The sequence below is a fragment of the Geodermatophilus bullaregiensis genome (assembly GCF_016907675.1).
Classification (GTDB): domain Bacteria; phylum Actinomycetota; class Actinomycetes; order Mycobacteriales; family Geodermatophilaceae; genus Geodermatophilus; species Geodermatophilus bullaregiensis.
Map to the genome: position 1 here is coordinate 2,288,053 of NZ_JAFBCJ010000001.1, position 26,623 is coordinate 2,314,675.

24 protein-coding genes are annotated in these 26,623 nt (G+C 75.9%); 10 read left to right on the plus strand and 14 right to left on the minus strand.

All coding sequences use genetic code 11. The features are described from left to right. Nucleotides 1–100 precede the first annotated feature (100 nt). The 3 genes from JOD57_RS10785 (at nucleotide 101) to JOD57_RS10795 (ending at nucleotide 3,862) form a co-directional block, all read left to right on the plus strand. Nucleotides 101–853, plus strand: a complete 753-nt coding sequence (locus tag JOD57_RS10785; RefSeq protein ID WP_204692026.1) for a 3-hydroxybutyrate dehydrogenase — start codon at nucleotides 101–103, stop codon at nucleotides 851–853. Continuing rightward, complete coding sequence (locus tag JOD57_RS10790) at nucleotides 838–2,859, plus strand: helix-turn-helix domain-containing protein (protein ID WP_307824607.1); 2,022 nt, start codon at nucleotides 838–840, stop codon at nucleotides 2,857–2,859. Before JOD57_RS10785 ends, JOD57_RS10790 begins: the two co-directional genes overlap by 16 nt. 112 nt (nucleotides 2,860–2,971) lie before the next feature. Then, entirely contained in the window at nucleotides 2,972–3,862 is an 891-nt protein-coding gene (locus JOD57_RS10795; protein ID WP_307824608.1) for a 3-methyladenine DNA glycosylase, read from the plus strand. Nucleotides 3,863–3,873: 11 nt separating this feature from the next. Here the strand turns inward: JOD57_RS10795 and JOD57_RS10800 are convergent, their stop codons facing one another. The 6 genes from JOD57_RS10800 to JOD57_RS10825 all read right to left on the minus strand — a co-directional run bounded on the left by JOD57_RS10800 (nucleotide 3,874) and on the right by JOD57_RS10825 (nucleotide 10,404). Next, a complete protein-coding gene (locus JOD57_RS10800; protein WP_204692027.1) occupies nucleotides 3,874–5,460 on the minus strand; it encodes an FAD-binding oxidoreductase in 1,587 nt (528 codons plus the stop codon). A gap of 148 nt (nucleotides 5,461–5,608) precedes the next feature. Then, entirely contained in the window at nucleotides 5,609–6,736 is a 1,128-nt protein-coding gene (locus tag JOD57_RS10805) for a branched-chain amino acid ABC transporter permease (protein ID WP_204692028.1), read from the minus strand. Beyond that, nucleotides 6,733–7,617 (minus strand): branched-chain amino acid ABC transporter permease, encoded by an 885-nt coding sequence (locus tag JOD57_RS10810; protein WP_204692029.1) that lies wholly within the window; start codon nucleotides 7,615–7,617, stop codon nucleotides 6,733–6,735. The genes JOD57_RS10805 and JOD57_RS10810 overlap by 4 nt, the downstream gene beginning before the upstream one ends. Further along, nucleotides 7,614–8,357, minus strand: coding sequence for an ABC transporter ATP-binding protein (locus JOD57_RS10815; protein ID WP_204692030.1), 744 nt, complete (start codon nucleotides 8,355–8,357; stop codon nucleotides 7,614–7,616). The genes JOD57_RS10810 and JOD57_RS10815 overlap by 4 nt, the downstream gene beginning before the upstream one ends. Further along, nucleotides 8,354–9,154: an ABC transporter ATP-binding protein gene (locus JOD57_RS10820; protein ID WP_204692031.1), complete on the minus strand. Its 801-nt coding sequence runs from the start codon at nucleotides 9,152–9,154 to the stop codon at nucleotides 8,354–8,356. Before JOD57_RS10820 ends, JOD57_RS10815 begins: the two co-directional genes overlap by 4 nt. Nucleotides 9,155–9,186: 32 nt before the next feature. Beyond that, on the minus strand, nucleotides 9,187–10,404 hold the full coding sequence (locus JOD57_RS10825) for a substrate-binding domain-containing protein (RefSeq protein WP_204692032.1): 1,218 nt from the start codon (nucleotides 10,402–10,404) through the stop codon (nucleotides 9,187–9,189). A 178-nt stretch (nucleotides 10,405–10,582) separates the two neighbouring features. Between JOD57_RS10825 and JOD57_RS10830 the strand changes: the two genes are divergently transcribed. Next, nucleotides 10,583–11,413, plus strand: coding sequence for a tyrosine-protein phosphatase (locus JOD57_RS10830; RefSeq protein ID WP_204692033.1), 831 nt, complete (start codon nucleotides 10,583–10,585; stop codon nucleotides 11,411–11,413). A gap of 61 nt (nucleotides 11,414–11,474) precedes the next feature. Here JOD57_RS10830 and JOD57_RS10835 read toward each other — a convergent pair whose 3' ends face one another. The 3 genes from JOD57_RS10835 to JOD57_RS10845 all read right to left on the minus strand — a co-directional run bounded on the left by JOD57_RS10835 (nucleotide 11,475) and on the right by JOD57_RS10845 (nucleotide 15,890). Beyond that, the gene (locus tag JOD57_RS10835; RefSeq protein ID WP_204692034.1) at nucleotides 11,475–13,553 is read right to left on the minus strand and encodes a diguanylate cyclase domain-containing protein; all 2,079 of its coding nucleotides are present in this window, start codon (nucleotides 13,551–13,553) and stop codon (nucleotides 11,475–11,477) included. Nucleotides 13,554–13,867: 314 nt separating this feature from the next. Next, nucleotides 13,868–14,020 (minus strand): hypothetical protein, encoded by a 153-nt coding sequence (locus JOD57_RS10840; protein WP_204692035.1) that lies wholly within the window; start codon nucleotides 14,018–14,020, stop codon nucleotides 13,868–13,870. Nucleotides 14,021–14,180: 160 nt separating this feature from the next. After that, on the minus strand, nucleotides 14,181–15,890 hold the full coding sequence (locus tag JOD57_RS10845) for a putative PEP-binding protein (protein ID WP_204692036.1): 1,710 nt from the start codon (nucleotides 15,888–15,890) through the stop codon (nucleotides 14,181–14,183). Between the two features lie 207 nt (nucleotides 15,891–16,097). On the opposite strand from JOD57_RS10845, the gene JOD57_RS10850 reads away from it, so the two are divergent. The 4 genes from JOD57_RS10850 to JOD57_RS10865 all read left to right on the plus strand — a co-directional run bounded on the left by JOD57_RS10850 (nucleotide 16,098) and on the right by JOD57_RS10865 (nucleotide 20,363). Then, the gene (locus tag JOD57_RS10850) at nucleotides 16,098–16,865 is read left to right on the plus strand and encodes a DeoR/GlpR family DNA-binding transcription regulator (RefSeq protein ID WP_204692037.1); all 768 of its coding nucleotides are present in this window, start codon (nucleotides 16,098–16,100) and stop codon (nucleotides 16,863–16,865) included. After that, on the plus strand, nucleotides 16,862–17,887 hold the full coding sequence (locus tag JOD57_RS10855; RefSeq protein WP_204692038.1) for a 1-phosphofructokinase family hexose kinase: 1,026 nt from the start codon (nucleotides 16,862–16,864) through the stop codon (nucleotides 17,885–17,887). Before JOD57_RS10850 ends, JOD57_RS10855 begins: the two co-directional genes overlap by 4 nt. Before the next feature lie 18 nt (nucleotides 17,888–17,905). Beyond that, on the plus strand, nucleotides 17,906–20,038 hold the full coding sequence (locus JOD57_RS10860; protein WP_204692039.1) for a PTS fructose transporter subunit IIABC: 2,133 nt from the start codon (nucleotides 17,906–17,908) through the stop codon (nucleotides 20,036–20,038). Nucleotides 20,039–20,102: 64 nt separating this feature from the next. Continuing rightward, nucleotides 20,103–20,363: an HPr family phosphocarrier protein gene (locus JOD57_RS10865; protein WP_204692040.1), complete on the plus strand. Its 261-nt coding sequence runs from the start codon at nucleotides 20,103–20,105 to the stop codon at nucleotides 20,361–20,363. Between the two features lie 235 nt (nucleotides 20,364–20,598). Here JOD57_RS10865 and JOD57_RS26835 read toward each other — a convergent pair whose 3' ends face one another. The 4 genes from JOD57_RS26835 to pdhA form a co-directional block, all read right to left on the minus strand. Beyond that, nucleotides 20,599–21,066 (minus strand): SRPBCC family protein, encoded by a 468-nt coding sequence (locus tag JOD57_RS26835; protein ID WP_204692041.1) that lies wholly within the window; start codon nucleotides 21,064–21,066, stop codon nucleotides 20,599–20,601. A gap of 287 nt (nucleotides 21,067–21,353) precedes the next feature. Beyond that, a complete protein-coding gene (locus JOD57_RS10875) occupies nucleotides 21,354–22,865 on the minus strand; it encodes a dihydrolipoamide acetyltransferase family protein (protein WP_204692042.1) in 1,512 nt (503 codons plus the stop codon). Nucleotides 22,866–22,884: 19 nt separating this feature from the next. Next, nucleotides 22,885–23,865, minus strand: a complete 981-nt coding sequence (locus JOD57_RS10880; RefSeq protein ID WP_204692043.1) for an alpha-ketoacid dehydrogenase subunit beta — start codon at nucleotides 23,863–23,865, stop codon at nucleotides 22,885–22,887. Beyond that, complete coding sequence (gene pdhA, locus JOD57_RS10885) at nucleotides 23,865–25,004, minus strand: pyruvate dehydrogenase (acetyl-transferring) E1 component subunit alpha (protein ID WP_204692044.1); 1,140 nt, start codon at nucleotides 25,002–25,004, stop codon at nucleotides 23,865–23,867. The genes JOD57_RS10880 and pdhA overlap by 1 nt, the downstream gene beginning before the upstream one ends. 219 nt (nucleotides 25,005–25,223) lie before the next feature. Between pdhA and JOD57_RS26840 the strand changes: the two genes are divergently transcribed. Further along, nucleotides 25,224–25,727 (plus strand): Lrp/AsnC family transcriptional regulator, encoded by a 504-nt coding sequence (locus JOD57_RS26840; protein WP_204692045.1) that lies wholly within the window; start codon nucleotides 25,224–25,226, stop codon nucleotides 25,725–25,727. A gap of 57 nt (nucleotides 25,728–25,784) precedes the next feature. Here JOD57_RS26840 and JOD57_RS10895 read toward each other — a convergent pair whose 3' ends face one another. Continuing rightward, nucleotides 25,785–26,039, minus strand: coding sequence for a DUF3253 domain-containing protein (locus tag JOD57_RS10895; protein ID WP_204692046.1), 255 nt, complete (start codon nucleotides 26,037–26,039; stop codon nucleotides 25,785–25,787). Nucleotides 26,040–26,101: 62 nt separating this feature from the next. On the opposite strand from JOD57_RS10895, the gene JOD57_RS10900 reads away from it, so the two are divergent. Further along, complete coding sequence (locus tag JOD57_RS10900) at nucleotides 26,102–26,620, plus strand: hypothetical protein (RefSeq protein WP_204692047.1); 519 nt, start codon at nucleotides 26,102–26,104, stop codon at nucleotides 26,618–26,620. Nucleotides 26,621–26,623 lie beyond the last annotated feature (3 nt).

Sequence of the window (26,623 nt, forward strand, 5' to 3'; positions counted from 1 at the left end):
GGGCAATAGGCAGCCATGTGGCGTGACACCACGTAGGCGCCGCCAGGTGTGTGCTGGTCCGCCGTGACGGCGGTCGCCGACACCGCCTACCGTCCCCGCCATGAGCGCGGAGGACCTCCAGGGGCGGCGGGCGATGGTGACCGGTGGCGGGTCCGGGATCGGCCGGGCGGTCGCCGCCCGGCTGGCCGAGGCCGGCGCCGAGGTGGTGGTGGTCGACCGGGACGGCGCGGCGGCCGAGGAGGTGGCCAGGACCGTCGGGGGCACGCCGGTCACCGCCGACCTCTCCGACCTCGCCGCCGTCGACCGGCTCGACGTCGACGTCGACGTGCTGGTGAACAACGCCGGCTTCCAGCACGTGTCGCCGGTGCACGAGTTCCCCGTCGAGGTGTTCTCGACGATCCAGCGGCTGATGGTCGAGGCGCCGTTCCGGCTGGTCCGCCGCGCGCTGCCGCACATGTACGGCCGCGGCTGGGGCCGGGTGGTCAACGTCAGCTCGGTGCACGGGCTGCGGGCGTCGGCCTACAAGGTCGCCTACGTCACCGCCAAGCACGGGCTGGAGGGCCTGTCCAAGGTGGTCGCGCTCGAGGGCGCGCCGCACGGGGTCACCTCCAACTGCGTCAACCCGGCCTACGTGCGCACGCCGCTGGTGGAGGGGCAGATCGCCGACCAGGCGCGCAGCCACGGGATCTCCGAGGAGGCGGTCGTCGAGCAGGTGATGCTCGCGCCGGCGGCGCTCAAGCGGCTGATCGAGCCGGCCGAGGTCGCCGACGCCGTCGCCTGGCTGTGCTCGCCGGCCGCCACCTCGGTCACGGGCACCTCCCTGGTGATGGACGGCGGGTGGACCGCCCACTGATGGAGGACCGCCTGCCCGCCCGCCGGCCCGCGGCCGGGCCCTACCGGGGGCCGGCACCGGGCAGGATGCCGGTCGTGGCCCGCACCGCAGCCCTGCCCGCCGACGGAGGGGGCGCGCCGCGGGTGACCGTCGCGGCCGCCGAGTACCTGCGGCTGGTCCTCGACGACGCCGCGGCCATCGAGTACGAGGGGCCGCTGGTGCGCGCCCGGGCCGCGGGGGCCGACGCCGGCACGCTGGCCGAGCTGGAGGACCTGCGGCTCCTGGCGCTGCAGGTGCGCGCCGCCTTCGCCGCTCGCCGGCGGCGGGAGTCCGAGCTCTCCGCCCTGTTCGACACCGCCAGCGACCTCGCCGCGCTGCGCGGCGTCGACTCGGTGCTCACCGCGATCGTCCGCCGCGCCCGCCAGCTGCTGGGTACCGACGTCTCCTACCTGACGCTCAACGACGACGCCCACGGCGACACCTACATGCGGGTCACCGACGGCTCGGTGTCGGCGCGCTTCCAGGCGCTGCGGCTGCCGATGGGCGAGGGCCTCGGCGGGCTGGTCGCCCAGACGGCGGCGCCGTACGCGACGGCGAGCTACTTCACCGACGCCCGCTTCCACCACACCGACGAGATCAACGGCGGCGTGCGCGAGGAGGGCCTGGTCGCGATCCTCGGCGTGCCGCTGATCCGCGGGTCGCAGGTCATCGGCGTCCTCTACGCCGCCGACCGCACCGAGCGGACCTTCGACCGCTCCGAGGTGGCGCTGCTCGGCTCGCTGGCCGCGCACGCGGCGATCGCCATCGACAACGCCCGGCTGCTGGAGGAGACCCGCACCGCGCTGGAGGAGCTCTCGGCCGCCACCCGGGAGCTGCGGGCGCACACCGAGTCGGTGGAGCGGGCCGCGGGCGCGCACGACCGCTTCATCGACGTCGTCCTGCGCGGCGGGGGCGTCGAGGACGTCGCCGCGGCGGTGACCGAGGCGCTCGGCGGGCGGATCACCGTGCTCGACGAGGAGGGCCGCCCGACCGGCGGCGGGGACGCCGCGACGGCGCTCCCGCCCGACCCGGCCGGGGCGCTGGCGATGGCCCGCGCGACCGGCCGCACCGTGCGCGACGGCGAGTGGTGGACCGCCGCGGTGACCGTCGGCAGCGACCTGCTCGGTGGCCTGGTGCTGCAGCGCGCCGACGACCTGGCCGACTCCGACCAGCGGATCCTCGAGCGCGCGGCCCTGGTGACCGCGCTGCTGCTGCTCATCCGGCGCACCGCCAGCGAGGCGGAGGGCCGCGTGCGCGGTGAGCTGCTCGACGAGCTGCTCACCGCGCCGCTGCGCGACGCCGACGGGCTGCGCGAGCGGGCCCGCCGGCTCGGCGCCGACCTCGACCGGCCGCTGTCGGTGGTGGTCGTCCGGGTCGAGGAGCGCTCCCGCGGCCGGGCGCTGGCCGCCGCCACCCACCTGGCCGCCACCCGCGCGGGCCTGGCCGGTCAGCGCGACGGCCGCGTCGTCCTGTGCCTGCCCGACCTGGACGCCGGCGCCGCCGCCGCGCTGGTGTGCCGCGAGCTGACGGCCGCGGTGGGTCGGCCGGTGACCGCCGGCGGCGCGGGTCCGGTGCACGGACCGGCCGCGGTGGCCGGCGCGTGCGCGGAGGCCGGGCGGTGCGCCTCGACGCTGGAGGCGCTGGGCCGGGCCGGGCAGTCGGCCGGCGCCGGCGAGCTGGGGTTCGTCGGCCTGCTGGTGGGCGAGGGGCGCGACGTGCCGGGGTTCGTGGCCGCGACGCTGGGGCCGGTGCTCGAGTACGACGCCCGCCGCGGGACCGACCTGGTCGCGACGCTGCGGGCCTGGTTCGACACCGGCGGCTCCCCCGCCCGGGCCGCCGAGGTGCTCAACGTGCACGTCAACACGGTGACCCAGCGGCTGGACCGGGTGGGCCGGCTGCTCGGCCGCGACTGGTCGGCCCCCGAGCGTGCTCTGGAGGTGCAGCTGGCGCTGCGGCTGCACCGGCTGACCGCCGTCCACGGCGGCTGACGCCTCGTCCGGGTCCCCGGCTGCCCGGTGCTGTGCGCCTGCGGTGCAGTCCGGCCCTGTGGTGCGCCGTGACCGCACGTCGCCCGGGCCGGCCGGCTCCTACCCTGGTCCGGTGCCCGCCGTCCTGACGCTGCTGCCCGCGGAGGTGTGGACGGCGCGCGCGGCGGCCCACGACGCCCGGGTCGAGCGGTGGACGGCACCGCACCGCGAGCGCCGGCGTCGCGGCGAGAGCCACCCGGTGCTCGACTTCCTGTTCACCTACTACTCCGAGACGCCGAGCCGGCTGCGCCGCTGGCACCCGGGGCCGGGCGTCGGCCTGGCGCCGTCCCCCACCGGTCCGGCGCCGCACACCGGGTGGCGCTGGTACGCCACGGGCGACGACGGGACGGTGGGCCTCGACGTCGCCGCGTACCTGGCCGAGCGCGGGGACACCGTGCGCTTCGTCCGCGACCTGCTGGCGGCCACCGCGTCGCGGCCGGCGGCCACCGGCTGCTTCGGCCTGCACGAGTGGGCGATGGTCTACCGCGCCCGGGAGCGCCGGCACGCCGTCCCGCTGCGGCTGGGGCAGGAGGGCACCGACGCCGTCGTCGAGGCCGCGCAGATCCGGTGCACCCACCACGACGCGTTCCGGTTCTTCACCCCGGACGCGGTGGGGCTCAACCGGCTGCGGCCGACGCGGGAGACGCAGCTCGCCCTGGAGCAGCCGGGCTGCCTGCACGCGACGATGGACCTCTACAAGTGGGCCTACAAGCTCTCCCCGGCCGTCCCCGGCGAGCTGGTCGCCGACTGCTTCTCGCTCGCCGTCGAGGTGCGCGAGCTGGACATGCGCGCCTCGCCCTACGACCTGCGCGACCGCGGCTACGCGCCGGTGCCGATCGAGACGGCGGAGGGCAGGGCGGAGTACGTGGCCGCCCAGCGGGGGTTCGCGCGACGGGGCGCCGGGCTGCGCGCCCGCCTGGTCGACGTCTGCGACGACCTGCTCGGCCGGACCCGGCCCGGCTGACGGGCGCCGTCTCAGCGGCCGGGGAGGCGGACCGACTGGGCGTGGCGGAACTGGTCCGTGGGGTCCCAGCGGGCCTTGACCGCCTGCAGGCGCGGGTAGTTGTCCTTGAAGTACAGGGTGGGCCAGTCCCGCAGGTCGACGTCGGGGTAGTTGACGTAGCAGCCGTCGGTGACGTCGCCGGGGACCGGTTCACCGCCGGTGTCGGCGTACACGGACCGGTAGAACCGCCGGATCCACGACAGGTGGACGTCGTCCTCGGCCGGGTCGGTCCAGTACGTCTGGTACTGCAGCTTCATGATCGACGAGCGCTGGGCGACGGCCGTCGCGTCCGGGGCGACGGCGTTGACGCGGCATCCGTAGGTGTCCACCTGCAGCAGCGCCTGGGGGTTGTCGTACCCGGGGTCGGTCAGGGCCGCCCGGATCGCGGCGACCTGCCCGTCCGGGAACGGCACCTTCAGGTAGGCCGACTTGTACTTGCCCCGCTGGTTGGGGCCGCTGCCGTTGAGGGTCTGCGTCGCCGCCACCCACGGCAGGACGCGCACGGTGGTCGTGGGCCGGGCCGCCGCCGGCATCCCGTCGTCCAGTGCGGCGAGGAAGCCGTCGAGGACCGCCGGGTCGTCCCCCGAGACCTGGGTGGTCATCGTGACCGCGCCGGCCGACACGTGCGTCAGCTTGAGCAGCGCGAAGAGGGTGCGCGCCGGGCTGTCCGGCGCGCTGTTGGCGGCCAGGTAGCGGCCGTGGTTGCCGAGCAGGGTCGCGAAGGCCGTCGGGTCCAGCGCGCTCCACTGCCAGGTGGTGGTGGCCAGCTGCACCACGGGCGGAGGCACGGGCAGGTCGGTGAAGTGGTAGGCGGTGACCACGCCGAACGTGCCCCCGCCCCCGCCGGTGTGCGCCCAGAACAGGTCCCCCGTGTCGGGATCCCCCCTGCGGGCCGTCACGCTGCGGACGCCGCGGTCGGCGTCCACGACGACGACGTCCACCGCGCCGAGGTGGTCGACGGTCAGGCCGAACTCCCGCGACAGCAGTCCGTAGCCACCGCCGACCACGTGGCCGCCGAGCCCCACGGAGTAGCAGGAGCCCCCCGGCAGGGTGACCCCGTAGCTCTTGTAGAGCAGCTCGTAGACGTCCCAGTTGGTGCAGCCGCCCTGCAGCGCGACACCGCCGTCGGGGTCCTGGGTGACCGCCCGCATCCCGGAGACGTCGACGACCACCCCGCCGGGGTTGTCGGAGACGAAGCCCTCGTAGCAGTGGCCTCCGCCGCGCACGGTGACCCGCCGGCCCGCGGTCACCGCCTCGCGGACGGCGGCGAGGCACTGCTCGGGCGTGGTGACGACGGCCACGTACGCCGGTGTGCCGGAGAAGCGCTGGTTGAAGCCCGTCGTCAGGGCGGGGTAGCGCGGGTCCCCGGCCCGGACCTGCACCGCGGGCACCTCCGCCCCGCCGGCCGCGCCCGGGGCCGGCTCGGCACGGGCCGGCCCCGGCGTGAGCACGCCTGCCGCGGCCCCACCGGCGAGCAGTCCCGAACCGACCAGCACACCGCGCCGGCTGACCTGCCCCGGCCCGTCGGGTGCCGCGTGCCTCCCGGGTGTCCCGCGCATCTCCCAGACGGTGGCGCAGACCCGGTGCCGCCGACAGGTGCGCGGCGCCGGCGGCGCGCCGGTGCTCCGACCTCCCGGGGGTGGCGGACGGTGCGTAGGCGGACGGCGACCCCGCGTAGGTGGCAGCGGCCGGCGTCCCCGGCCGTCGTCAGACGCCGTCGCGAGGTGCGCCGCCGTAGCCCGCGCCGACCTGCTCCCGCAGCTGCTCGACGACGCGTCCCGGCGGGAGGCCGCCGTCCCCCGGCCGGCGGCCGGACCGCCGCTCGCGCAGCCGCGCCACCACCCCGGCGATGCCGCCCGGGACGAAGAAGACGACCAGCACGAAGAGGCTGCCCAGCAGGAACAGCGGCTCCGACAGCGGCACCCGCAGCCACGCGGGCAGGTCCTGCACGGCCGGCGAGGAGGCCAGGTCGGTGAGCCGGCTGTCGAGGTAGGTGTAGAGCACCCCGCCCAGCACGGCGCCCCACCGGCTGCCGGCCCCACCGAGCACGACCATGACCAGCAGGCCCAGGGTGAAGTCGGCGGTGGTGGTGCGGGGCGTGGAGCCGCCGAGCAGCAGCAGGTGCACCACGCCGCCGAGCGCGGCCAGCAGCCCGGCGAGCACGAAGACGACCAGCTTGAAGTCGTAGGGCCGCAGGCCCAGCACCTCGACGCGGCGCTCGTTCTCCCGGATCGCCTGCCACACCCGCCCGGCCCGCGACCCGGTCACCCAGGCGACGACGGCGTAGACGACGGCGAGGTAGGCCAGCGCCAGCCAGTACACGTTCACCGTGTTGAGCACGCCGACGAAGACGTCGGGGACGTTGCCGCGGTCCAGCGCCAGCCCCTCCTCGCCGCCGGTCAGGCCGCCGGGGTCGCGCAGGACGACGATCGACCCGACCTGCGCGGTGGCCAGCGTGACCATCGAGAAGGCGATCCCGGAGACCCGCAGCGCCACCCCGCCGACCAGCAGCGGCAGCGCGATGCCGACGGCGGTGGTCAGGGCCAGCGCCGCGCCCAGGCCCCAGCCGAGCTCGGTGAGCGCCAGGTTCGCCACGTAGGTGCCGGCCGCGAAGTAGAGCGCGTGCCCGAAGGACAGCAGCCCGGTGAAGCCGAACAGCAGGTCGTAGGAGAGCGCGACCCCGCCGAACACCAGGCACAGCGCCAGCAGCTGCAGGGTGCCGGGGCTGTTGAGGACGCCGTCGAACAGGCCGGGGATCTGCAGCGTGGAGTACGGCAGCACCGCCAGGACGACGAGGACGGCCAGCGGCGCCAGCCGCGTCAGGTTCCGGCTCATGCCACCCTCGCCGTCAGCCCACCGGGGCGCGTCAACAGGACGACGGCGAGCAGCAGGACGACCGACAGGTCACCCACCCCGCTGGCCGCGTAGTAGTTGGCGAACTGCTGCACCAGCCCGACCAGCACGGCGGCGACGGCCGCGCCGGTGATCGAGCTCATCCCGCCGATGACGACGACGATGAAGGCGAAGATCAGCAGGGACGTGCCCTGCCCCGGCGAGATCGACCCGAGGTAGACCCCGCCCAGCGCGCCGGCCAGCGCGGCGAAGGCCCCGCCGATCGCGAACACCAGCGTGAACGCCCGCCGGACGTCGATGCCGAGCGCGGTGACCATCGACCGGTTCTCCACCCCGGCCCGGATGACCAGGCCGAAGCGGGTGAACCGCAGGAACGCCAGCACCGCCAGGAGCACCACCACGGCGCTGCCGACCAGCAGGAACCGGTCGTTGGGCACGTTCGCGCCCAGCAGCGACGTCGTGTCCTTGGCCCAGTCCGGCGCGGGGAACGGCCGGGGGTCGGCGCCCCAGATCGCCCGCACGAGCGCGACCATCGCCAGGCTCAGCCCGACGGTGACCAGGACCTGCTCGATGTGCCGCTCGTAGAGCGGGCGGATGAGCGCCAGCTCGACCAGCGCGGCGACCAGGGTGCCCACCGCGACGCCGAAGGCGACGGCGAGCACGAAGCCCCAGCCGCTCGCGCCGGCGCCGGGCAGGTTCTCCGCGGCCCACCAGGTGCCGTAGGCGCCGATGGTGAGGAAGGCGCCGTGGGCGAAGTTCAGCACGCCCATCAGTCCGAAGATCAGCGAGAGGCCGGAGGCGACGAGGAAGTACAGCGCCGCCAGTCCGAGGCCGGTCACCGTCAGCAGCACGAGGGTGCTCATGCGCGTCTCCCTCCGCTGGAGGCCACGCCGAGCAGCTCGCGGGCGCGGTCGGCGTCGGCCAGCAGGTCGGGCGCCGGGCCGGACCAGGCCACCCGCCCCTGGTCGACCACGACGGCGTCGGCGGCCATCCGCCGCACCACGGACAGGTTCTGCTCGACGAGCAGCACCGTCACCTCCTCGGCCGCGCGGGCCAGCACCTCGGCGACCTCGGCCACCAGCAGCGGCGCCAGGCCCTTGGTCGGCTCGTCGACCAGCAGCAGCTGGTTGTCGTTGAGCAGCAGCCGGGCGATGGCGACCATCTGCTGCTGGCCACCCGAGAGGGTCCCGGCCAGCTGCCGGCTGCGGGTCTTCAGCTCGGGGAAGAGCTCGTAGACGCGGTCGTGGTGGTGGGCGGAGTCGCGCCGCTCGGCCAGCGTCAGGTTCTCCGCCACGGTCAGCCCGCCGAAGACCTCGCGGTCCTCGGGCGCGTAGCCGATGCCCAGCCGCACGACCTCGTGGGTGCGCCGGCCCGACAGCCGGTGCACGCGGCCGCCGGCGTCGGTCAGCTCGACCGTGCCGGTGGAGGGCACCAGGCCGAGCACCGACTTGACCGTCGTCGTCTTGCCGGCGCCGTTGCGGCCCAGCAGGGCGGTGACCCCGCCGCGGCGGACGGTGAGGTCCACCCCCTGCAGGACGTGGCTGCCCGAGAGGCGGACGTGCACGTCCGACATCCGCAGCAGCACGGGGCGCTCGGCGCTCACAGCTGGTCCCCCAGGTAGGCCTCCTGGACGGCGGGGTCGCCGGTCACCTGCGCCGGGGTGCCCAGCGCCAGCAGCGCCCCGTGGTGCATGACCGCGACCCGGTCGGCGAGACCCAGCAGGACGTCCATGTGGTGCTCGACCATGAGGACGGTCCGGCCCTCCTCGCGGTGCACGTCGGCGATCACCTGCGTCAGGCCGGCCACCTCCTCGGTGCTCACCCCGGCCATCGGCTCGTCGAGGAGGACGACCGCGGGGTCGGTGGCCAGCAGGATCGCCAGCTCGAGCTTGCGCTTGTCGCCGTGCGAGAGGGCGCCGGCCAGCGCGTCGCCGCGCCGGGCGAGACCCACCCGGGTCAGCGCCCGCTCGGCCACCCCGTACGCCTCGTCGCTGCCGCGCACCCGCTGCCAGGGCCGCAGGCTGCCGCCGAGGCGGGCCTGCGCGGCCAGCCGCACGTTCTCCCGGACGCCGAGGCCGGCGAACACCGACGAGGACTGGAAGGTGCGCCCCAGGCCGCGGCGGGCCCGGGCGGCCGGGCTGGCACCGGTGATGTCGGTGCCGTCGAGGGTCACCGTCCCGCCCGTGGCCGGGAGCAGGCCCGACAGCAGGTTGAACAGCGAGGTCTTGCCCGCCCCGTTGGGGCCGATGACGGCGACGAACTCGCCGCGCGCCACGTCGAAGCCGACGTCGGAGACGATCACCGCGCCGCCGATCGCGCAGGTCAGGCCGGCCACCGAGAGCACCGGCGCGCCCGCGGGGCGGGCGGCCGGTGCGGCGCCGGCGGCGCGGGTGCTGCCCACCGCTGGTCCTCCCGGGTCCTCGGTCGTCGCCGTCAGGAGGTGGCCACCGGCGGTGCGACGGCCTCCGGGTCGAGCGTGTCGACGACGACCGGGGCCAGCTCGCCGCCCTGGTCCTCCAGGCGGGCCTGGAACATCGGCTGGAGCAGCGCGTGGTCCTCCTCGCGGATGGTCAGCTCGCCCTTGACGCCGTCGAAGGTCCAGCCCTCGAGGGCGTCGACCATCGCGCCGACGTCGTCCCCGCCCTCCTGCAGGGCGTGCACGACCATCTGCGCGGCCGTGAAGCCGTCGGGGGTGAACAGGTCGACCTCGCCGCCGTCGGCCTCGACCCGCTCGGTCATCGCCTGGCTGACCTCGTTGTCGACGGCCCCGGCGAAGTAGTGCGACAGGTAGTCGATCTGGGTGGCCTGCGCGCCGTAGGTCGCGTAGCTGGCCCGGATGTCGAGCCCGGTGACCACCGTCGTCGAGTCGAGGACGCCCTGCTGGCCCATGGCCTGCCACATGGCCGGGGCGGTCTCGCCGGCCCAGGCGACGAAGACCAGGTCGGCGCCGGCGTCGCGGGCCTGCGAGGCGAACGGGGTGAGGTCGGTGGCGCTGGCCGGCACCAGGAGCGGGGTGACGGTCGCACCGGCGCCGCCGAGGACGGCGGTGACGGCCGCGACGTTGGCCTGCCCGAAGGCGCTGTCCTGGGCGAAGACCAGCACGTTCTTCCCCTGCGCGTCGCCGATGAACGACTGCGCGGTGAGGATGTCCTGGTAGGTCTGGCGGCCCGACCGGAAGGTGTTGTCGTTGACGCCGGTGATCGCGTCGGTGGCCGCGGAGCCGGAGATGAACAGGATGTCGTTCTGCTCGGCCAGCGGCGCCACCTGGGTGGCCACGCCGGAGGCGGTCGAGCCGGCGAGCACCTGCACGCCCTGGCCGATGAGGTCGGTGGCCTCCGAGACGGCCTTGGCCGGGTCTCCGGCGTCGTCGCGCTCGACGACCTCGACCGGGCGGCCGTCGACCTCGCCGGTGCCGTCGGTCGCGTAGTCCAGGCCGGCCTGGAAGCCCTGCAGGTACTGCTCGCCGTAGGTGGCCAGCGGCCCGGACGCGGAGTAGACGAGACCCACCTGGATCGGGGACTCGTCACCGCCGCCGCCCTCGCCCCCGCCCGAGCTCGCCGCGGTGGGGCTGCCGCAGGCGGTGACCGACAGGGCCAGCGCGGCCCCCGTGGCGAGGACGGCGGTCCGGGACCGGGAACGGGGACGCGACATGGCGGGCTCCTCGAGTGTGCGTCGGTGCACGGGACACTCCGGACGACGTCGTCCGGAGTGGGCTGGACCACACGGTAGGGATACCGCTCCGTACTGCCCATGTCGACGGCCCCCACAGCCGCCGGGGTGAGGGTGGGTGGTGGCCACACCGCAGCGCCCCGCGCCGTAACGTCGGGGGGTGACCTCCGTGCGCTCCGACCGCTGGCTGCGACTCGACGGGACGACCAACACCCGCGACCTGGGCGGGCTGCCGACCACCGACGGCGGCACGACGGCGTTCGGCCGGGTGCTGCGCAGCGACAACCTGCAGACCCTCACCGGCGACGACGTCCGCCGGCTGGTGGAGGAGGTGGGGCTGCGCGAGGTCGTCGACCTGCGCACCACCGCCGAGGTGCTCCTGGAGGGACGCGGGCCGCTGCGCGCGGTCGACGGCGTGGCCCACCGGCACTTCACCCTGCTCCCCGAGCGCGGGCACCACACCGACGTCTTCGCCGTCGAGGAGGACGACGCCCCGGACCTGCCGGCCGACTGGGTGGAGACGATCCTGCCGCGGCAGACGACGGAGGACGACGAGGGCGAGCCGCCGGCGGTGCGCGCCTACCTCGGCTACCTGCACCACCGGCCGGAGAACGTCGTGGCGGCGCTGCGCGCGCTGGCCGGCGGCGACGAGGGGGCCGCGGTCGTGCACTGCGCGGCGGGCAAGGACCGCACGGGCGTGGTGGTCATGTTCGCGCTCACGGTCGCGGGCGTGCCCGACGAGGAGATCGTGGCCGACTACGCGATGACCGCCGACGTGATCGAGGACCTGGTGGCCAAGCTCCGCGACTCCCCCACCTACGCCGAGGACATGAGCCGCCGCGACGTGGCCAGCCACACCCCGCGGGCGGAGACGATGCGCCGCCTGCTCGAGCTGCTGCACGAGCGGCACGGCGGCCCGCTCGGCTGGCTCGGGGAGCACGGCTTCGGCGCGGCCGAGCAGGCCGCGCTGCGCGCCCGCCTGCGCGACTGACGGCCCCTCTGCAGGGTCCCGCCGCGAGCCTGCGAGTGGTGGGGGGCAGAGGGGTCCTTCTTCAGTCCCGCGGGCGGGGGACGGAGGAGGCCGGGCGGTCGCGGTGCTTGTGCCGGTACATGGCCGCGTCGGCGTCGCGCAGCAGCTGCTCGGCTACCGCGGAGGCCTCGGCGGCCTCGCCGGTGTGGACCGCGACGCCCGTGCTCGTGCCGACGTCGACGGGGATGCCGTCGAGCCGGAACGGCTCGGCGAACCCCTCGGCCACCCGGGCCACCACGCTCTCGGCGTCACCCGGTCCGGACAGCCGGGGGAGCAGCACGGCGAACTCGTCGCCGCTGAGCCGCCCGACCGTGTCGCCGGGCCGGATCGCGGCCCGCAGCCGGGCCGACACCTGGCGCAGCAGCTCGTCGCCGGCCGCGTGGCCGTAGGTGTCGTTGACCGCCTTGAACCGGTCGAGGTCGCAGAACAGCACGCCGACCGAGCCGGTCGCCGGGGACGCGGCCAGCGCGGCGGCCAGCCGTTCCCGGAACAGCGCCCGGTTGGGCAGCCCGGTGAGCGCGTCGTGGGTGGCCTGGTGCCGGACGGTCTCCAGCAGCCGGGCCTTCTGCAGCGCGGTGGAGGCCTGGTCGCCCACACCGCGCAGCCGCGCCAGGACGTCGGCGTCCGCCGCGCCGCTGGCCTCGCCCCGTGACCAGCTGGCCGTGACCACGCCGAGGAACGTGCTGCCGGCCAGCAGCGGCACGGCGATGGCGTCGGTGAGCCCGAGGGTCGACAGCAGGTCGCGCAGCGGCCCGCTGCTGCCGGTGGCGCTGAGCGCGCGGGGCTCGCGGTCGGTGAGCATGGCGAACAGCTCGGGCACGTCGTCGGCCCGCAGCGTGGCCGCCCGCATCAGCGCCTCCTGCTCGGGCGGCAGGCCCGCCGAGGCCGCCGTCCGGAGGACCGCACCGGCCGGGTCCCAGAGCAGGACGCCGGAGCTGCCGCAGCCGACGATGCTCGGCAGCGTGGCGACCACGGTCTGGCAGATGTCGTGCACGTCGACCGTCTGCGCCAGCCCGTGGGCGAGCTCGAGGAGCGCCCCTGCCCGGCGGGCCTCCATCCGGCTGTCCTCGAGGGCCATGACGAGGTCCAGCGCCGCCGCCGCGTGTCCGGCGTAGGCGGCGAGCATCGCGCGCTCGTCCCCGAGGCCGCCGTCACCGGGGCGGTGCAGCGCGGCCAGCCGGCCGTGCGTGCGCCGGGCGGAGGCGACGTCGACGGTCACCGCGCCGGGTCCGAGGTCCTCACCGGCCAGCAGCCGCGCGGTCAGACCCGGGATCTCCTCGGCCGGCAGGCCGGCACTGTGCACCATCGGCGCGCCACCGCCGGGCGAGGAGACGGCGAGCAGGTAGGCGGGTGCGAGGACGGCGGCAGCGGCCCGCTCGACGATGCGGGCCAGGACCGTCTCGAGGTCCCCGCCCTCGACGAGGTCGGTGGCCGCGGACTGCAGGCTGCGGACCTGCCCGCGCAGGGCGGTGAGCTCCGGGTCGGCCGACGCGGAGCGCCGACGCCCCCAGGGCCAGCGCGACCGCCGGTCCCAGGAGAGGTGGTAGATGCACGCCTCGTACCCGGAGGACTCGCACTCCTCGTGCACGACGTGCGCCGGGGCCAGACCGAAGATGGTGGGGATCATGGTGATCAGGCCGCGGGCGTAGTCGCAGTCCAGCCGCGAGTGCACGTAGCCGTCGTGCAGCACGTACCGCAGCGTCGCCGACGTGGGACCGGCCTCGAGCACCGTCATCGTCGAGGTGGTGCTGAAGTTGGCGACGGCCTTCGGCAGCCGCTGGAAGACCTGGCGCGGGGAGCCCATGGCGCGCACGAGCACCACCAGCGCCGGCGCCATGCCGGTCCTCAGCGACTCGGCACCCATGCGGAACATGACGTGCGGGTCCTCGAGGACCTCCGCGGCGGCGGTGAAGAGACGGATCCGGGTGTCGTAGCTGGTCCAGGTCGACGGCTCGGCCAGCTGGGCCGCCGAGAAGGGCACGCCGGCCCGGCGCAGGACCTCCCCCACTGCCGCATCGCCGGCCTGCTCGCGGACGAAGGCGAGGACCAGTGCGGTGGTCGCCCCGGACGTCTCGCGCGGCTCGGCGGCTGCCGCGGTCACCGGGCGTCCCCACCGGCGTCGGATCGGGGGGTGGCCCCCGGGCGTACTCCACTCACGACCAGGTCATCGGCACGCGCGCGTGCCGGATTGAGCCGCCTGACCCGAACGGGGGACCGGGCGGCGATGATCAGGTGACCTGATCGTGACGTGTCCTCCCCGACCGTCCACCGTGAGGGAGGTCGCTCTGCGGCCAGGGAGGATCCCGCCGGGACACCGGGACACCGGTCCCGGACAGCAGTCAGCCCCGGTCGGCAGGTGCGGACCGGGGCCGTGCGAGAGGCCGTCGCCCCGGCGGCAGGGGGCGCGGCGGGCCCTCAGACCCCGCGGGTCCAGAGGGCACTGCTGTTGGCCATGGTGAGCAGCTCGTCGCGCATCGCCGGGCTGCTGCTACGGGCGAGGGCCCGGTCGAGGGCCCGCCGCGTCCGAGCCGCCTGTCGACGCTGCCGCCAGGTGGTCCCGCTGTTCATGTCGTCGTCTCCTCGTCGGTACTGCTGGCCGGTACACCAGTAGTAAGGCAGGCAGAGACGACGGTGTTCCGACGATGCGTAGGGAGTGTCCCGTTTCACCCGACGATCGTTCGGTCAGGAGGGTCGGGCCGGCCGCCCGGACGACGGCCGGCCCCACCCGTCAGCCGCGCACGAGGACCGCGCGCGCGGCGGCCCGGCCGGCCCGCGGGTCGTCGGCGGCCACGGCGGCCGCCGCGGCCTCCTGGCAGGCGGCGAGGTCGACGGTCGCCAGCCGGGCGCCGACGCCGGCGACGGCGGGGGCGGCGCAGGACAGCGAGGTCACCCCGAGTCCCACGAGGACGCAGGCCAGCAGGGGGTCGGCCGCGGCCTCGCCGCAGACGCCCACCGGCTTGCCCAGCCGCCGGCCCGCGGCCGCGGTGGTCGCCACGAGCGCGAGGAGGGCCGGCTGCCAGGGGTCGGTCAGGTCGGCCAGGTCGGCGGAGAGCCGGTCGGCGGCCAGGGCGTACTGCGAGAGGTCGTTGGTGCCGATCGACAGGAAGTCGACGTGCGCCAGCATCCGGTCGGCCAGCAGGGCCGCCGAGGGCACCTCGACCATCACGCCGGGGACCAGCCCGCGGGCGCGCACGCGGGCGGCGAAGTCCGCGGCCTCGGCCGTGGTGGCCACCATCGGCGCCATCACCCACGGCGAGGTGCCGGTGCGGCGGGCGGCCTCGGCGACGGCGTCGAGCTGGCGGTCGAGCAGCCCGGGGTCGCGCCGGGCCACCCGCAGGCCGCGGACGCCGAGCGCCGGGTTGGCCTCCTCGGGCGGGGTGGCGAACTCCAGCGGCTTGTCCGAGCCGGCGTCGAGGGTGCGCAGGACGACGCGCCGGCCAGCGGCGGCCTCGAGGACGTCGGCGTAGCCGCGCGCCTGCTCCTCGACCGTGGGCTCGGCGGCCCGGCCGAGGAAGGCCAACTCCGTGCGGTAGAGCCCGACCCCCTCGGCGTGCGAGGCGAACGCGACCCGGGCGCCGTCGCCGTCCTGGATGTTGGCCAGGACCGGCACGGGCACCCCGTCGCGGGTGGTCGCCGGGCCCTGGTAGCCGGCCAGGGCCGCGGCTGCGCGCCGGGCGGCCTCGAGCTGACCGGTGGCCGCCTCGGGGTCGGGGTCGACGGTGAGCGTGCCCTCCTCGGCGTCGAGCAGCACGGTCGCGCCGGCCGGGACGGCGTCGAGCCCCTCGACCGCGACGACCAGGGGCAGGTTCAGCTGGCGGGCGATGATCGCGGTGTGGCTGGTGGTGCCGCCCAGCCGGGTGGCCAGCCCGATGATGCGCCCGGCGTCGAGGCCGGCGGTGTCGGCGGGGGCCAGGTCGTCGGCCAGCAGGATGGAGGGCACCTCGGGCGCGGGGACGCCGGGCTCACCCTGGCCGGTCAGCTCGGCGACCACGCGGTCGCGGATGTCACGGACGTCGGTCACCCGCTCGGCCATGACGCCGCCGAGGGAGCTGAAGACGTCGACGAACTGCTGGGCGGCCTGCACCGCGGCCACGGAGGCGGGGACGCCGGCGGCGATCCGCTGCTCCGCCGCGCCGAGCAGACCCCGGTCGCGTGCCAGGCCGGCGGTGGCCGAGAGCACCTCGGCGGTCATCCCGGTCGCGGCCGCGGCGCGCTGGGCCAGCCGGTCGGCCACCGCGTCGGCGGCCGTGACGAACCGGGCCTTCTCCTCCTCCCGGGCCGCCTCGGGCAGCGTCTCGAAGGCGGTGCCGGGCAGTTGCACGGCGCCGGAGGGGCGCACGACCGGGCCGAGGACGACGCCGGGGACGACGGGCGTACCGGTGAGCACGGCGGGAGCCGGCCGGTCCGCGGTCGGGGCACTGGGAGCGGTGGAGGACATCGGACCTTCCCGGGGGGTTCGGAGGTGTTCGGCGTGGGGACTGCGTCGTCCGTCGGTGACCAGACTCACCAAACGGTGTTGACTTGTCAACGTAATCCACGTACAACCACAGAGACACAAACTCGATCCCACATGATCGGGCAGTGCACGGGGCCTCCGCCGGTGGGCTCCCGGACCGGCAGGAGCCACACGGCGAGGAGGTGGACGGTGTACGCCGAAGAACGCCAGCAGGCGATCGCCACGCTGGTCGTCGAGCGCGGCCGGATCGCGGTGACCGCGGTCGCCGAGCAGTTCGGGGTGACCACCGAGACGGTGCGCCGCGACCTCGCCGTCCTGGAACGGGCCGGCGTGCTGCGCCGGGTGCACGGCGGCGCGGTGCCGGTCGGGGCGCTGACGCTGATGGAGACGGCGCTGGTGGAGCGGAACGCCACGCACGCCGAGGCCAAGCGCAAGATCGCGGCCGCGGCACTCGACCTGCTGCCCGGCCCCGGCGGCAGCCTGCTGCTCGACGGCGGCAGCTCCACCGCCGCCCTCGCCGAGGTGCTGCCGACCGACCGCAACCTCTTCGTCGCCACCAACTCGGTGCCGATCGCCGGCCGCCTGGCCACCGTCCCGGGGCTCACCCTGCACGTGCTCGGCGGCCGCGTCCGCGGGCTGACCCAGTGCGCCGTCGGGGAGACGCCGGTGCGCGCCCTGGCCGAGCTGCGCGTCGACGTCGCCTTCCTCGGCACCAACGGCATCACCCCCGGGCACGGGTTCACCACCCCCGACGAGGCGGAGGCCTCGGTCAAGCGGGCGATGGTGCGGGCCGGCCAGCGGGTCGTCGTCCTCGCCGACGGCAGCAAGCTGGGCCGCGAGCAGCTGGTCCGCTTCGCGGCGCTCGACGACGTCGACGTCGTGGTGACCGACAGCGGCGCCGACCGCACGGCCGTCGACCGGCTCGAGGCCGCCGGCGTCGAGGTCGTGGTCGCGTGAGCGGCGGCCGCGTCGTCACGCTGACGGCCAACCCGAGCCTCGACCGCACCCTCGTCCTCCCCGGCCCGCTGACCCGCGGCGGGGTGGCCCGCCTCGGCACCAGCTCCACCGAGCCCGGCGGCAAGGGCGTCAACGTCGCCCGCGTGCTCGCCGCGGCCGGCACCGACGTCGTCGCCGTCGTCCCGGCCGACGACACCGACCCGCTGGTCACGGCCCTGGCGGCGCTCTCGCTGCCGCTGGTCACCGTCCCGACCGGCGCGGCGGTGCGCACCAACTACACGCTCACCGAGCCCGACGGCACCACGACGAAGCTCAACGAGCCCGGCACGGCGCTGGACGCCGGCACCCGGGCGGCCCTGACCCGGGCGCTGGCCGGCGCCGCCGAGGGCGCGCGCTGGGTGGTGCTGTCCGGCTCGCTGCCGCCCGGCACACCGGCGGACTGGTACGCCGAGCTGGTCCGGGCCGTCCGCGGCACCGGCGCCCGGGTCGCCGTCGACACCTCCGAGGCGCCGCTGCTGGCGCTGCTGGCCGCGGGCCCCGAGGCCGCGCCCGACCTGGTCAAGCCCAACAGCGAGGAGCTGGCCCAGGTGGCCGGCACCACCGAGGCCGAGCTGCTCGCCGACCCCGCGGCCCTGCGCGCCGCCGTCGACGGGCTGCACGCCGGCGGCATCGCCGAGGTGCTGCTGACCCTCGGGGGCGACGGCGCGGTGCTCTCGACCGCCGACGGCGAGGTGTGGTCCGCCCGGCCCCCACGGATCACCGTGCGCAGCACGGTCGGCGCCGGCGACTCGAGCCTGGCCGGCCACGTGCTGGCCGCCCTGGCCGGGGCCCCCGCGGCCGACCGCCTGCGCCGCGCGGTCGCCACCGGCGCGGCCGCCGCCGCGCTGCCCGGCTCGGCCCTCCCCACGCCCGGCCAGGTCGACCTGGCCGGCGTCTCCGCACAGCCCGGCCTGCCCGGGTCCGTCCTCCCCGAACCGTCTGCTGCCCGACCCGTCCCGGCCGCCGGCCGGGACGTCCCCTGACGCCCCGGAAGGTCCGTCATGTCAGCACTCATCACCCCCGAGCTGGTCGCCCTCGACAGCGACCTCGGCTCCGACAAGGCCGCGGTGGTCCGCCGCCTGGCCGGCCTGGTGGCCGACGCCGGCCGGGCGACGGGCGCCGACGCGCTCGCCGGTGACGCCCTGGCCCGCGAGGCCCAGGCGGCCACCGGGCTGCCCGGCGGCATCGCGATCCCGCACTGCCGCTCGGCCGCGGTGACCCAGGCGTCGCTGGCCTTCGGACGACTCGACCCCGGCGTCGACTTCGGCGCCCCCGACGGCCCCGCCGACCTGGTGTTCCTCATCGCCGCCCCGGCAGCCGGGGACGCCGACCACCTCACGCTGCTCAGCGCGCTGGCCCGCGCCCTGGTGCGGCCGGACTTCGTGGCCTCGCTGCGCGCCGCCGGCTCCGCCGCCGACGTCGTCCGCCTGGTCGAGGAGGTCGTCTCCCCGACGCCGGCGACCGGCGCGAGCGCCGCCACCTCGGTCCCCGCCCCGGCCACCTCCCCGGCCGCCGCGGCGCCGGTCTCGACGGACAAGGCCCCGGCCCGCCGCAGCATCGTCGCGGTCAGCGCCTGCCCGACCGGCATCGCGCACACCTACATGGCCGCCGACAAGCTCACCGCCGCCGCGCAGGCCGAGGGCGTCGACCTGGTCGTGGAGACGCAGGGCTCCTCGGGCTCCACGCCGCTGGACCCCTCGGTCATCCGCAACGCCGACGCCGTCATCTTCGCCGTCGACGTGGGCGTCAAGGACCGCGACCGGTTCGCCGGCAAGCCCGTCATCCAGTCGGGCACCAAGCGGGCGATCAACGAGCCCGAGGTCATGATCCGCGAGGCGCTCGCGGCCGCCGACGACCCGAACTCCCGCAAGGTGCCCGGCTCCGGCGCGGCCGGCGAGACCGCCGCGGCGAGCTCGGCCGGGCGCCCGAGCACCGGCGCGGAGATCCGCCGCTGGCTGCTCACCGGCGTCAGCTACATGATCCCGTTCGTCGCCGCGGGCGGTCTGCTCATCGCGCTCGGCTTCCTGTTCGGCGGCTACCAGATCGTCAGCGACAACCCGGCCGTCGAGGGACAGAGCTACGCCCTGAGCTGGGTGCTCAACAACAGCTTCTTCGACCTGCCGACGGCCGATCCCGTCTCGGGCCTCAACGACGGGTTCCTGGGCTACCTCGGCGCGGTCTGCACCGTCCTGGGCCAGGCGGCCTTCGGCTTCCTCGTCCCGGCGCTGGCCGGCTACATCGGCTACGCGATCGCCGACCGCCCCGGCATCGTGCCCGGCTTCGTCGTGGGCGCGGTGTCCGTGACCGTGGGCGCCGGCTTCATCGGCGGCCTCGTGGGCGGCATCATCGCCGGCTTCGCGGCGCTGTGGATCAGCCGCTGGAAGCTGCCCACCGGCGTCCGCGGGCTGCAGCCGGTCGTCATCATCCCGCTGCTGGCCACGCTGATCTCCAGCGGCCTGATGGCCGTCCTGCTCGGCCGCCCGCTGGCCGCCGCGCTCACCGGCCTGGGCAACTGGCTCAACGGCCTGACCGGCACCTCGGCGGTCCTGCTCGGCATCATCCTCGGCCTGATGATGTGCTTCGACCTGGGCGGCCCGGTCAACAAGGCGGCCTACGTCTTCGCGACCACCGGCCTGGCCGCCGGAAGCGGCGCTCCGCTGATCATCATGGCCACGGTCATGGCCGCGGGCATGGTCCCGCCGCTGGCGATGGCGCTGAGCACGGCCGTGCGACCGAAGCTCTACACCCCGGCCGAGCGCGACAACGGCAAGGCGGCCTGGCTGCTGGGCCTGTCCTTCATCTCCGAGGGCGCCATCCCGTTCGCCGCCGCCGACCCGCTGCGGGTCATCCCCTCGATGATGCTCGGCGGGGCCACGACCGGCGCCATCGTCGCGGCCAGCGGCGTGGAGCTGCGGGCCCCCCACGGCGGGATCTTCGTGTTCTTCGCGATGAGCGGGGTGCTGATGTTCGTGGTGGCGCTGGTCATCGGCACGATCGTCGGCGCCGTGGCGGTCACCATCGCCAAGAGCATCGGCCGCACCAAGGCCGACGCCGTCCCGGAGGACGCCGTCGACATGGCCCACGCCCACAACGTGACCCCGGCCTCGACCGTCAGCGCGCCCGCACGCGCCTGACAGGGCAGGCTCGGACCCTGCACCGATCTCTCCAGTCCCATCCCCGAACAGCGAGGACGACGACATGCCCAGCCAGACCGTCACCGTCGGCTCCCGGGTCGGCCTGCACGCCCGCCCGGCCGCGCTCATCGCCGAGGCCGTGGGCAAGGCCGGTGTCCCGGTCACCCTGGCCACGCCGGGCGGCGCGCCCGTCGACGCCGGCTCGCCGCTGATGATCATGACCCTCGGCGCCCAGAAGGGCGCGGAGGTCACCGTGAGCAGCGACGACGCCGGCGTGGTCGAGCAGATCGCGGGCCTGGTCGCCCAGGACCTCGACGCCGAGTGAAGCAGGAGGACCCCGTTCCCTCACCCCTCGCACGCTCGGGGTGAGCCCCTGACCGGGGCCGGCACGACGACGGCGCCCGTCCCCTCGGCCGAGGGGACGGGCGCCGTCGTCCGTCCGGGTGCCGCGCGCGCCGCGCCGGGATCAGGGTCCCTGATCGTGACGCGTCCTCCCCCACCGTGCGCGGTGCGGGAGGACGCGCCGGGATCAGGTCACCTGGTCGTCACGGGCGCTGCGCTCACTGCTGGTCGGGGCGCGGGACGTCGCCGCGCCAGGCGCCGGTCTCGGTGCCGCGGCTCTCGATGAACTCCTTGAACCGCTTGGCGTCGGCCTTGACCTGCCGGTCGTCGAAGCCCAGCGCCGCACCGGCCTTCTCGACGATGCCGTGCGGCTCCCAGTCGATCTGGATCATCACGCGGGTCCTGCTGTCGTCGAGGCGGTGGAAGGTGACCACCCCGGCGTGCTTGGCGTCGCCCCCGGTGCTGGTCCAGGCGACGCGCTCCTCGGGGTGCTGCTCGGTGATCTCGGCGTCGAACTCGCGCTTGATGCCGTCGATGTTGGTGACCCAGTGGGTACGCGTGTCGTCGAGCTGGGTGATCCGCTCGACCCCGCCCATGAACTGGGGGAACGACTCGAACTGCGTCCACTGGTCGTAGGCGACCCGGATCGGGACGTCGACGTCGACGGACTCCTGCACGCTGGCCACGGTGCACGCTCCTCTGGTCGGGTGTCGTTGCGGTCGTCGGCGACCTACCCGCCCGGTCCCCGCTGACACACCCGCGTCCGCGACGGGGCCGCGACCGGCCGGGGCCGGCGGACCCGCGACCGCCGCGGCCGGGCCCTGGGAGGCGGGACCGCTCCCCGTGGGGAGGGGAGGGCGGTGGTGGCCGCCACTCCCCCCGACCGGCTGGTGCGCCTGCCGGACCCGCCGCCGAGGCCGGCACCGGGGTCCTGCGCCGGACGCCGCCCGGGCCGGTCCGGCCGGGGACCGGCTCAGAAGGCCAGCGCGGTCCCCGGGTCGGACAGCAGCGCACCGACGTCGGCGAGGAAGCGGGAGCCCAGCTCGCCGTCGATGACCCGGTGGTCGAAGGACAGCGCCAGCTGCGTCACCTGCCGCGGCCGGACCCTGCCCTTGTGCACCCACGGCATCTCGCGGACCGCCCCGAAGGCCAGGATCGCCGACTCGCCGGGGTTGAGGATCGGCGTCCCGGTGTCGACGCCGAACACCCCGACGTTGGTGATCGTGATCGTCCCGCCGGTCATGTCCCCGGGTGCCGTCCGCCCGGCCCGCGCCGTCTCGGCGAGCTCGGCCAGCGCGCCGGCCAGCTCGGTCAGCGACAGCGCGCCGGCGTCCTCGACGTTGGGGACGACGAGCCCGCGCGGGGTGGCCGCGGCGATGCCGAGGTTGACCTGCCCGTGGACGACGATCTCCTGCGCCGCCTCGTCCCAGGAGCTGTTGACCATCGGGTGGCGGCGCACCGCCAGCAGCAGCGCCTTGGCGACGAACAGCAGGGGGCTGACCTTGACCCCCGCGAACTCGGGGCGGGCGGCCAGCCGGGACCGCAGCTTCATCATCCGCGTGACGTCGACGGTGAGGAACTCGGTGACGTGCGGTGCGGTGAACGCGCTGGCCACCATCGCCGCGGCGGTGTGCTTGCGGACGCCCCGGATCGGGATGCGCTGCTCCCCCGCGGTGGACGTCACCGCCGGGACGGCGGTGAGCCCGGGCCGGTCCGCCGGGGCGGCGGCGGCCGCGGTGACGTCCTCGCGGGTGATGACCCCGCCCTCGCCGGTGCCGGTCACCACGGTGAGGTCGACACCGAGGTCGCGGGCCAGCTTGCGCACCGGCGGCTTGGCCAGCGGGCGTGCCCGGCCGCGGCCCGGGGCGGCCCCGAGCGAGGTCGCCGCCTCCTCCGCCGCCGCGTGCGCCTCCGCCTGCCGGCCGACCTCCAGGCCGCCGTGGCGCACCGGCTTGACCGTCATGTCGGGAGCGGTGGCCAGCAGCGGCGGCCGCTGCTGGCCACCGGAGCCGTAGTCGGCGCCGACCGGCTCGGGCACGGGCGCGCTCGCCACCGGGGCGGCGGCCGGCGCGGGAGCGGCCGACCGGCGGGGACGGCGGCGGGCCTCGGTGGTGCGCGGCCCGTAGCCGACCAGCACCGCCGTCCGCCCGCCGGGCGCCGCACCGCCGATCAGCCCCGCGGCCGGCTCGCCGCCGTCGCTCCCGGGGTCCGCGTCCCCGTCGGGTGCGGGGGCGGGGGCGACCGCGCCGTCGTCGATGGTGATGATCGGCGTCCCGACGTCGACGGTCGTGCCGGCCTCGTGCAGCAGCTCGACCACCGTGCCGGCGTAGGGCGAGGGCAGCTCGACGGCGGCCTTGGCGGTCTCCACCTCGCAGAGCGGCTGGTTGACCGTGACGGTGTCGCCGACGGCGACCAGCCACTGCAGGATCTCGCCCTCGGTGAGGCCCTCGCCGACGTCGGGGAGCTTGAACTGACGCTGTGCCATGTCCTCAGGACCCCCGTCTTCAGAACTGCAGAGCGCGGTCGACGGCGTCGAGCACCCGGTCGAGGTCGGGGAGGTACTCCTCCTCGAGCTTCGACGGCGGGTAGGGAGTGTCGTAGCCGCCCACCCGCAGCACCGGCGCCTCCAGCGAGTGGAAGCAGGACTCGGTCACCCGCGCGGCGATCTCCGCGCCCAGGCCGAGCGTCACCGGCGCCTCGTGGACGACGACGCAGCGCCCGGTGCGCCGGACCGAGTCGAACACCGGGTCGAGGTCGAGCGGGCTGACCGTGCGCAGGTCGACCACCTCCAGGGAGCGCCCCTCCTCCGCGGCGGCCTCGGCGGCCTGCAGCGCCGTCTTCACCATCGGGCCGTAGGCCAGCACGGTGACGTCGTCGCCCCCGCGGACCACCCGGGAGGCGAACAGCGGGTCGGGGGTGGCCTCGCGGTCGACCGGCGCCTTCTCCCAGTACCGCCGCTTGGGCTCGAGGAACACGATCGGGTCGGGGTGGGCGATGGCCTGCTGGATGCCCCAGTAGGCGTCGACCGGGTTGCTGACGGCGACCACCTTGAGCCCGGGGGTGTGCGCGAAGTAGGCCTCGGGGCTCTCGCTGTGGTGCTCGACGGCGCCGATGCCGCCGCCGAACGGGATGCGGATGACGATGGGCATCGGCAGCCTGCCGCGCGAGCGGGCGTGGATCTTGGCCACCTGGGTGACGATCTGGTTGTAGGCGGGGAAGACGAACCCGTCGAACTGGATCTCGCAGACCGGCCGGTACCCGCGCATGGCCAGGCCCACGGCGGTGCCGAGGATGCCGGCCTCGGCCAGCGGGGTGTCGACGACGCGGTCCTCGCCGAAGTCCTTCTGCAGGCCGTCGGTGATCCGGAAGACGCCGCCGAGACGGCCGATGTCCTCGCCCATGAGCACGACCTTGGCGTCGTCCTCCATCGCCCGGCGCAGGCCGAGGTTGAGCGCCTTGCCGATGGTGAGCGTCTCGGTGGCCATCAGTGCCCGCCTCCCGCGAACGACGCCTGGTACGCCTCGAACTCCGCCTGCTGCGCGGCCAGCGGCGGCGTCTGCTCGGCGTAGACCTGGTCGAACATCGCCGTCCCCGGCGGGTCGGGCATCTCGACGGTGCCGCGGCGGATGCGCGCGGCCAGCTCGTCGGCCTCGGCCTCCACCCCGGCGAAGAACCCGGCGTCGGCGGCGCCGGACCGGGACAGGTACGCCTTGACCCGGGCGATCGGGTCGCGCAGCTTCCACTCCTCCAGCTCGCTGGCCAGCCGGTAGCGGGTGGGGTCGTCGGACGTGGTGTGCGCGCCCATCCGGTAGGTGAACGCCTCGATGAAGGTGGGGCCCTGCCCGTCGCGGGCGGCGGCCAGCGCCGCCCGCGTGACGGCGAGGACGGCCAGGACGTCGTTGCCGTCGACCCGCACGCCGGGGAAGCCGAAGCCGGCCGCGCGCCGGTACAGCGGCACCCGCGACTGGCGCTCCAGCGGCACGCTGATCGCGTACTGGTTGTTCTGGCAGAAGAAGACGACCGGCGCGGAGAAGCTCGCCGCCCAGATCATCGCCTCGTTGACCTCGCCCTGGCTGGTCGCGCCGTCGCCCAGGAAGGCCAGCGTCGCGCTCTCGGCGCCGTCGCGCTGCAGGCCCATGGCGTAGCCGGTGGCGTGCAGGGTCTGCGCGCCGATGACGACGGTGTAGAGGTTGAACCGGGTGGCCACCGGGTCCCAGCCGCCGTTGTCGACGCCGCGGAACAGGCTGATCACGTGCAGCGGGTCGACCCCGCGGGTCCAGGCCACGCCGTGCTCGCGGTAGGTGGGGAAGGCCGTGTCGGTGTCGGCCATGGCCCGGCCGGCGCCGATCTGGGCCGCCTCCTGGCCCAGCAGCGAGGCCCAGATGCCGAGCTCGCCCTGCCGCTGCAGGGCGGTGGCCTCGACGTCCCAGCGGCGGACCAGCGCGAGGTCGCGGTAGAGGCCGCGCAGCTCCTCGGCGCTGACGTCGACCGCGTAGTCGGGGTGCTCGACCCGCTCGCCCTCGGGGGTCAGCAGTTGGACGAGGTCGGGCTGCTGGGGCAGGTGCGGCGCCCCCGCCCCCGGTACGGGATCGACCACCTCGGTGGTCGCGCTGGACACGCTCACGTGCTCCTCCTCGCCGTCGGCCGCGGCTGCCGGGGTCACCGGTCCCGCCGTGGTGCTGGACGTCCGTGCGTGGCGCCGGGGTGTGGCGCCACTCACACATCGTGGCACGCCCGGTCGTGTCCCGGAGCACACCACCACCCGGTCGGGGTGCGCAAGAGCCAGGACGGGAACTGCGCAGGATGGCCGGACGACGCCCTCCCGACGTGTCAGACTGCTCGCGTGCCCGCGCCGCAGGACCGCCTCGACGCCACCGACGCGCGCCTCGTGCAGGCGCTGACCGACGACCCGCGGGCCACCGTGATGGCGCTCTCCCAGCGGCTGGGGCTGGCCCGCAACACCGTGCAGGCCCGGTTGACGCGCCTGGAGGCCGGCGGGCTGCTCACCCCGTTCGAGTCCCGGGTCCGGCCGGAGGCGCTGGGCTACCGGCTCGGCGCCTACGTGACCGTGCAGGTCGTGCAGCGCGGCCTGGAGGAGGTGGCCGCCGCACTGGCCGCCCTCCCCGAGGTGCTGGAGGTGACCGCCCTGTCCGGCGCCGCCGACCTGCTGGTGCGGGTGGTCGCCGTCGACGCCGACGACCTGTGGCGGCTCACCGAGCAGGTGCTGGCACTGCCGGGGGTGGAGCGCACCGACACCGCGCTGGCCCTGCGTCGCTACGTCGACCACCGGGTCGGCCCGCTGCTCGAGCGCGCCGCCGGCGGCGACCGGCCCGCCGACCAGCGGTAGCCGGCCGCCTCCCTCGCCCGGCCGGTGCCGGTCAGCGGCCGGCCCGGCCGGTGCCGGTCAGCGGCCGGCCCGGCGCACCCGCACCGGGCCCCGGGCGGTGGCGACGTCGACCACCGTGCCGCCCTGGGTGACCTCCACCGCGCCGCGCGCGGCCAGCCGGCCGGCCGCCGCGCGGGCCTGCGGCATCAGCGCCCGCCAGCCCTCCGGGTCGACCGCGCGCGCCGCCTCCGACGGGCAGATGGTGGCACCGGGCGCGCGGGCGTCGAGCAGTCCCTCGATGGCCCGCTCGAGGGCCGGGCCGGCGTCGTCCACGCCGTCCAGGGTGACCTGCCCGGGTCGTTTGCGCAGGTCGCGGGCGGGGGTACCGCGGGCGCATGGCGAAGCGCACCCCGGTCGGGACGTTCGGCAAGGGCCGGCGCGGCATCAGCACCCTCGGCTGGGCCCTGCGCGGTGCCGCCGCCGGCGCGGCGGGCACCACGGCCCTCAACGCCGTCACCTACCTCGACATGGTCGTCCGCGGCCGCGGCACCAGCTCCACCCCGGAGCGGACGGTGGAGGCGCTGGCGGAGAGGGCGCACGTCCCGATCCCAGGCGACGAGGAGACCCGGCAGAACCGGGTGCAGGGGCTCGGGCCGATCACCGGCCTGGTCGCCGGCATCGGGGTCGGCGTCCTCACCGGGCTGGCCCGCGCCTCGGGCTTCCGGTCGCGGCCGCTGGCCGGCACGCTGCTCACCACGCTCGGCGTCCTCGTGGCGTCCAACGGCCCGATGACCGCGCTCGGCATCACCGACCCGCGCACGTGGTCGGCCACCGACTGGGCCAGCGACGTCGTGCCGCACCTGGCCTACGGCGCCGTCGTCAAGACCACGATGGACGCCTTCGACCGCCTGTGACAC

Bases quoted from the DNA above. Each gene is read 5' to 3' on its own strand.
- JOD57_RS10785 (WP_204692026.1), top strand. From the start codon at position 101: ATGAGCGCGGAGGACCTCCAGGGGCGGCGGGCGATGGTGACCGGTGGC.
- JOD57_RS10800 (WP_204692027.1), bottom strand. From the start codon at position 5,460: ATGCGCGGGACACCCGGGAGGCACGCGGCACCCGACGGGCCGGGGCAG.
- JOD57_RS10805 (WP_204692028.1), bottom strand. From the start codon at position 6,736: ATGAGCCGGAACCTGACGCGGCTGGCGCCGCTGGCCGTCCTCGTCGTC.
- JOD57_RS10810 (WP_204692029.1), bottom strand. From the start codon at position 7,617: ATGAGCACCCTCGTGCTGCTGACGGTGACCGGCCTCGGACTGGCGGCG.
- JOD57_RS10825 (WP_204692032.1), bottom strand. From the start codon at position 10,404: ATGTCGCGTCCCCGTTCCCGGTCCCGGACCGCCGTCCTCGCCACGGGG.
- JOD57_RS10840 (WP_204692035.1), bottom strand. From the start codon at position 14,020: ATGAACAGCGGGACCACCTGGCGGCAGCGTCGACAGGCGGCTCGGACG.
- JOD57_RS10845 (WP_204692036.1), bottom strand. From the start codon at position 15,890: ATGTCCTCCACCGCTCCCAGTGCCCCGACCGCGGACCGGCCGGCTCCC.
- JOD57_RS10860 (WP_204692039.1), top strand. From the start codon at position 17,906: ATGTCAGCACTCATCACCCCCGAGCTGGTCGCCCTCGACAGCGACCTC.
- JOD57_RS10865 (WP_204692040.1), top strand. From the start codon at position 20,103: ATGCCCAGCCAGACCGTCACCGTCGGCTCCCGGGTCGGCCTGCACGCC.
- JOD57_RS10875 (WP_204692042.1), bottom strand. From the start codon at position 22,865: ATGGCACAGCGTCAGTTCAAGCTCCCCGACGTCGGCGAGGGCCTCACC.
- JOD57_RS10880 (WP_204692043.1), bottom strand. From the start codon at position 23,865: ATGGCCACCGAGACGCTCACCATCGGCAAGGCGCTCAACCTCGGCCTG.
- JOD57_RS10900 (WP_204692047.1), top strand. From the start codon at position 26,102: ATGGCGAAGCGCACCCCGGTCGGGACGTTCGGCAAGGGCCGGCGCGGC.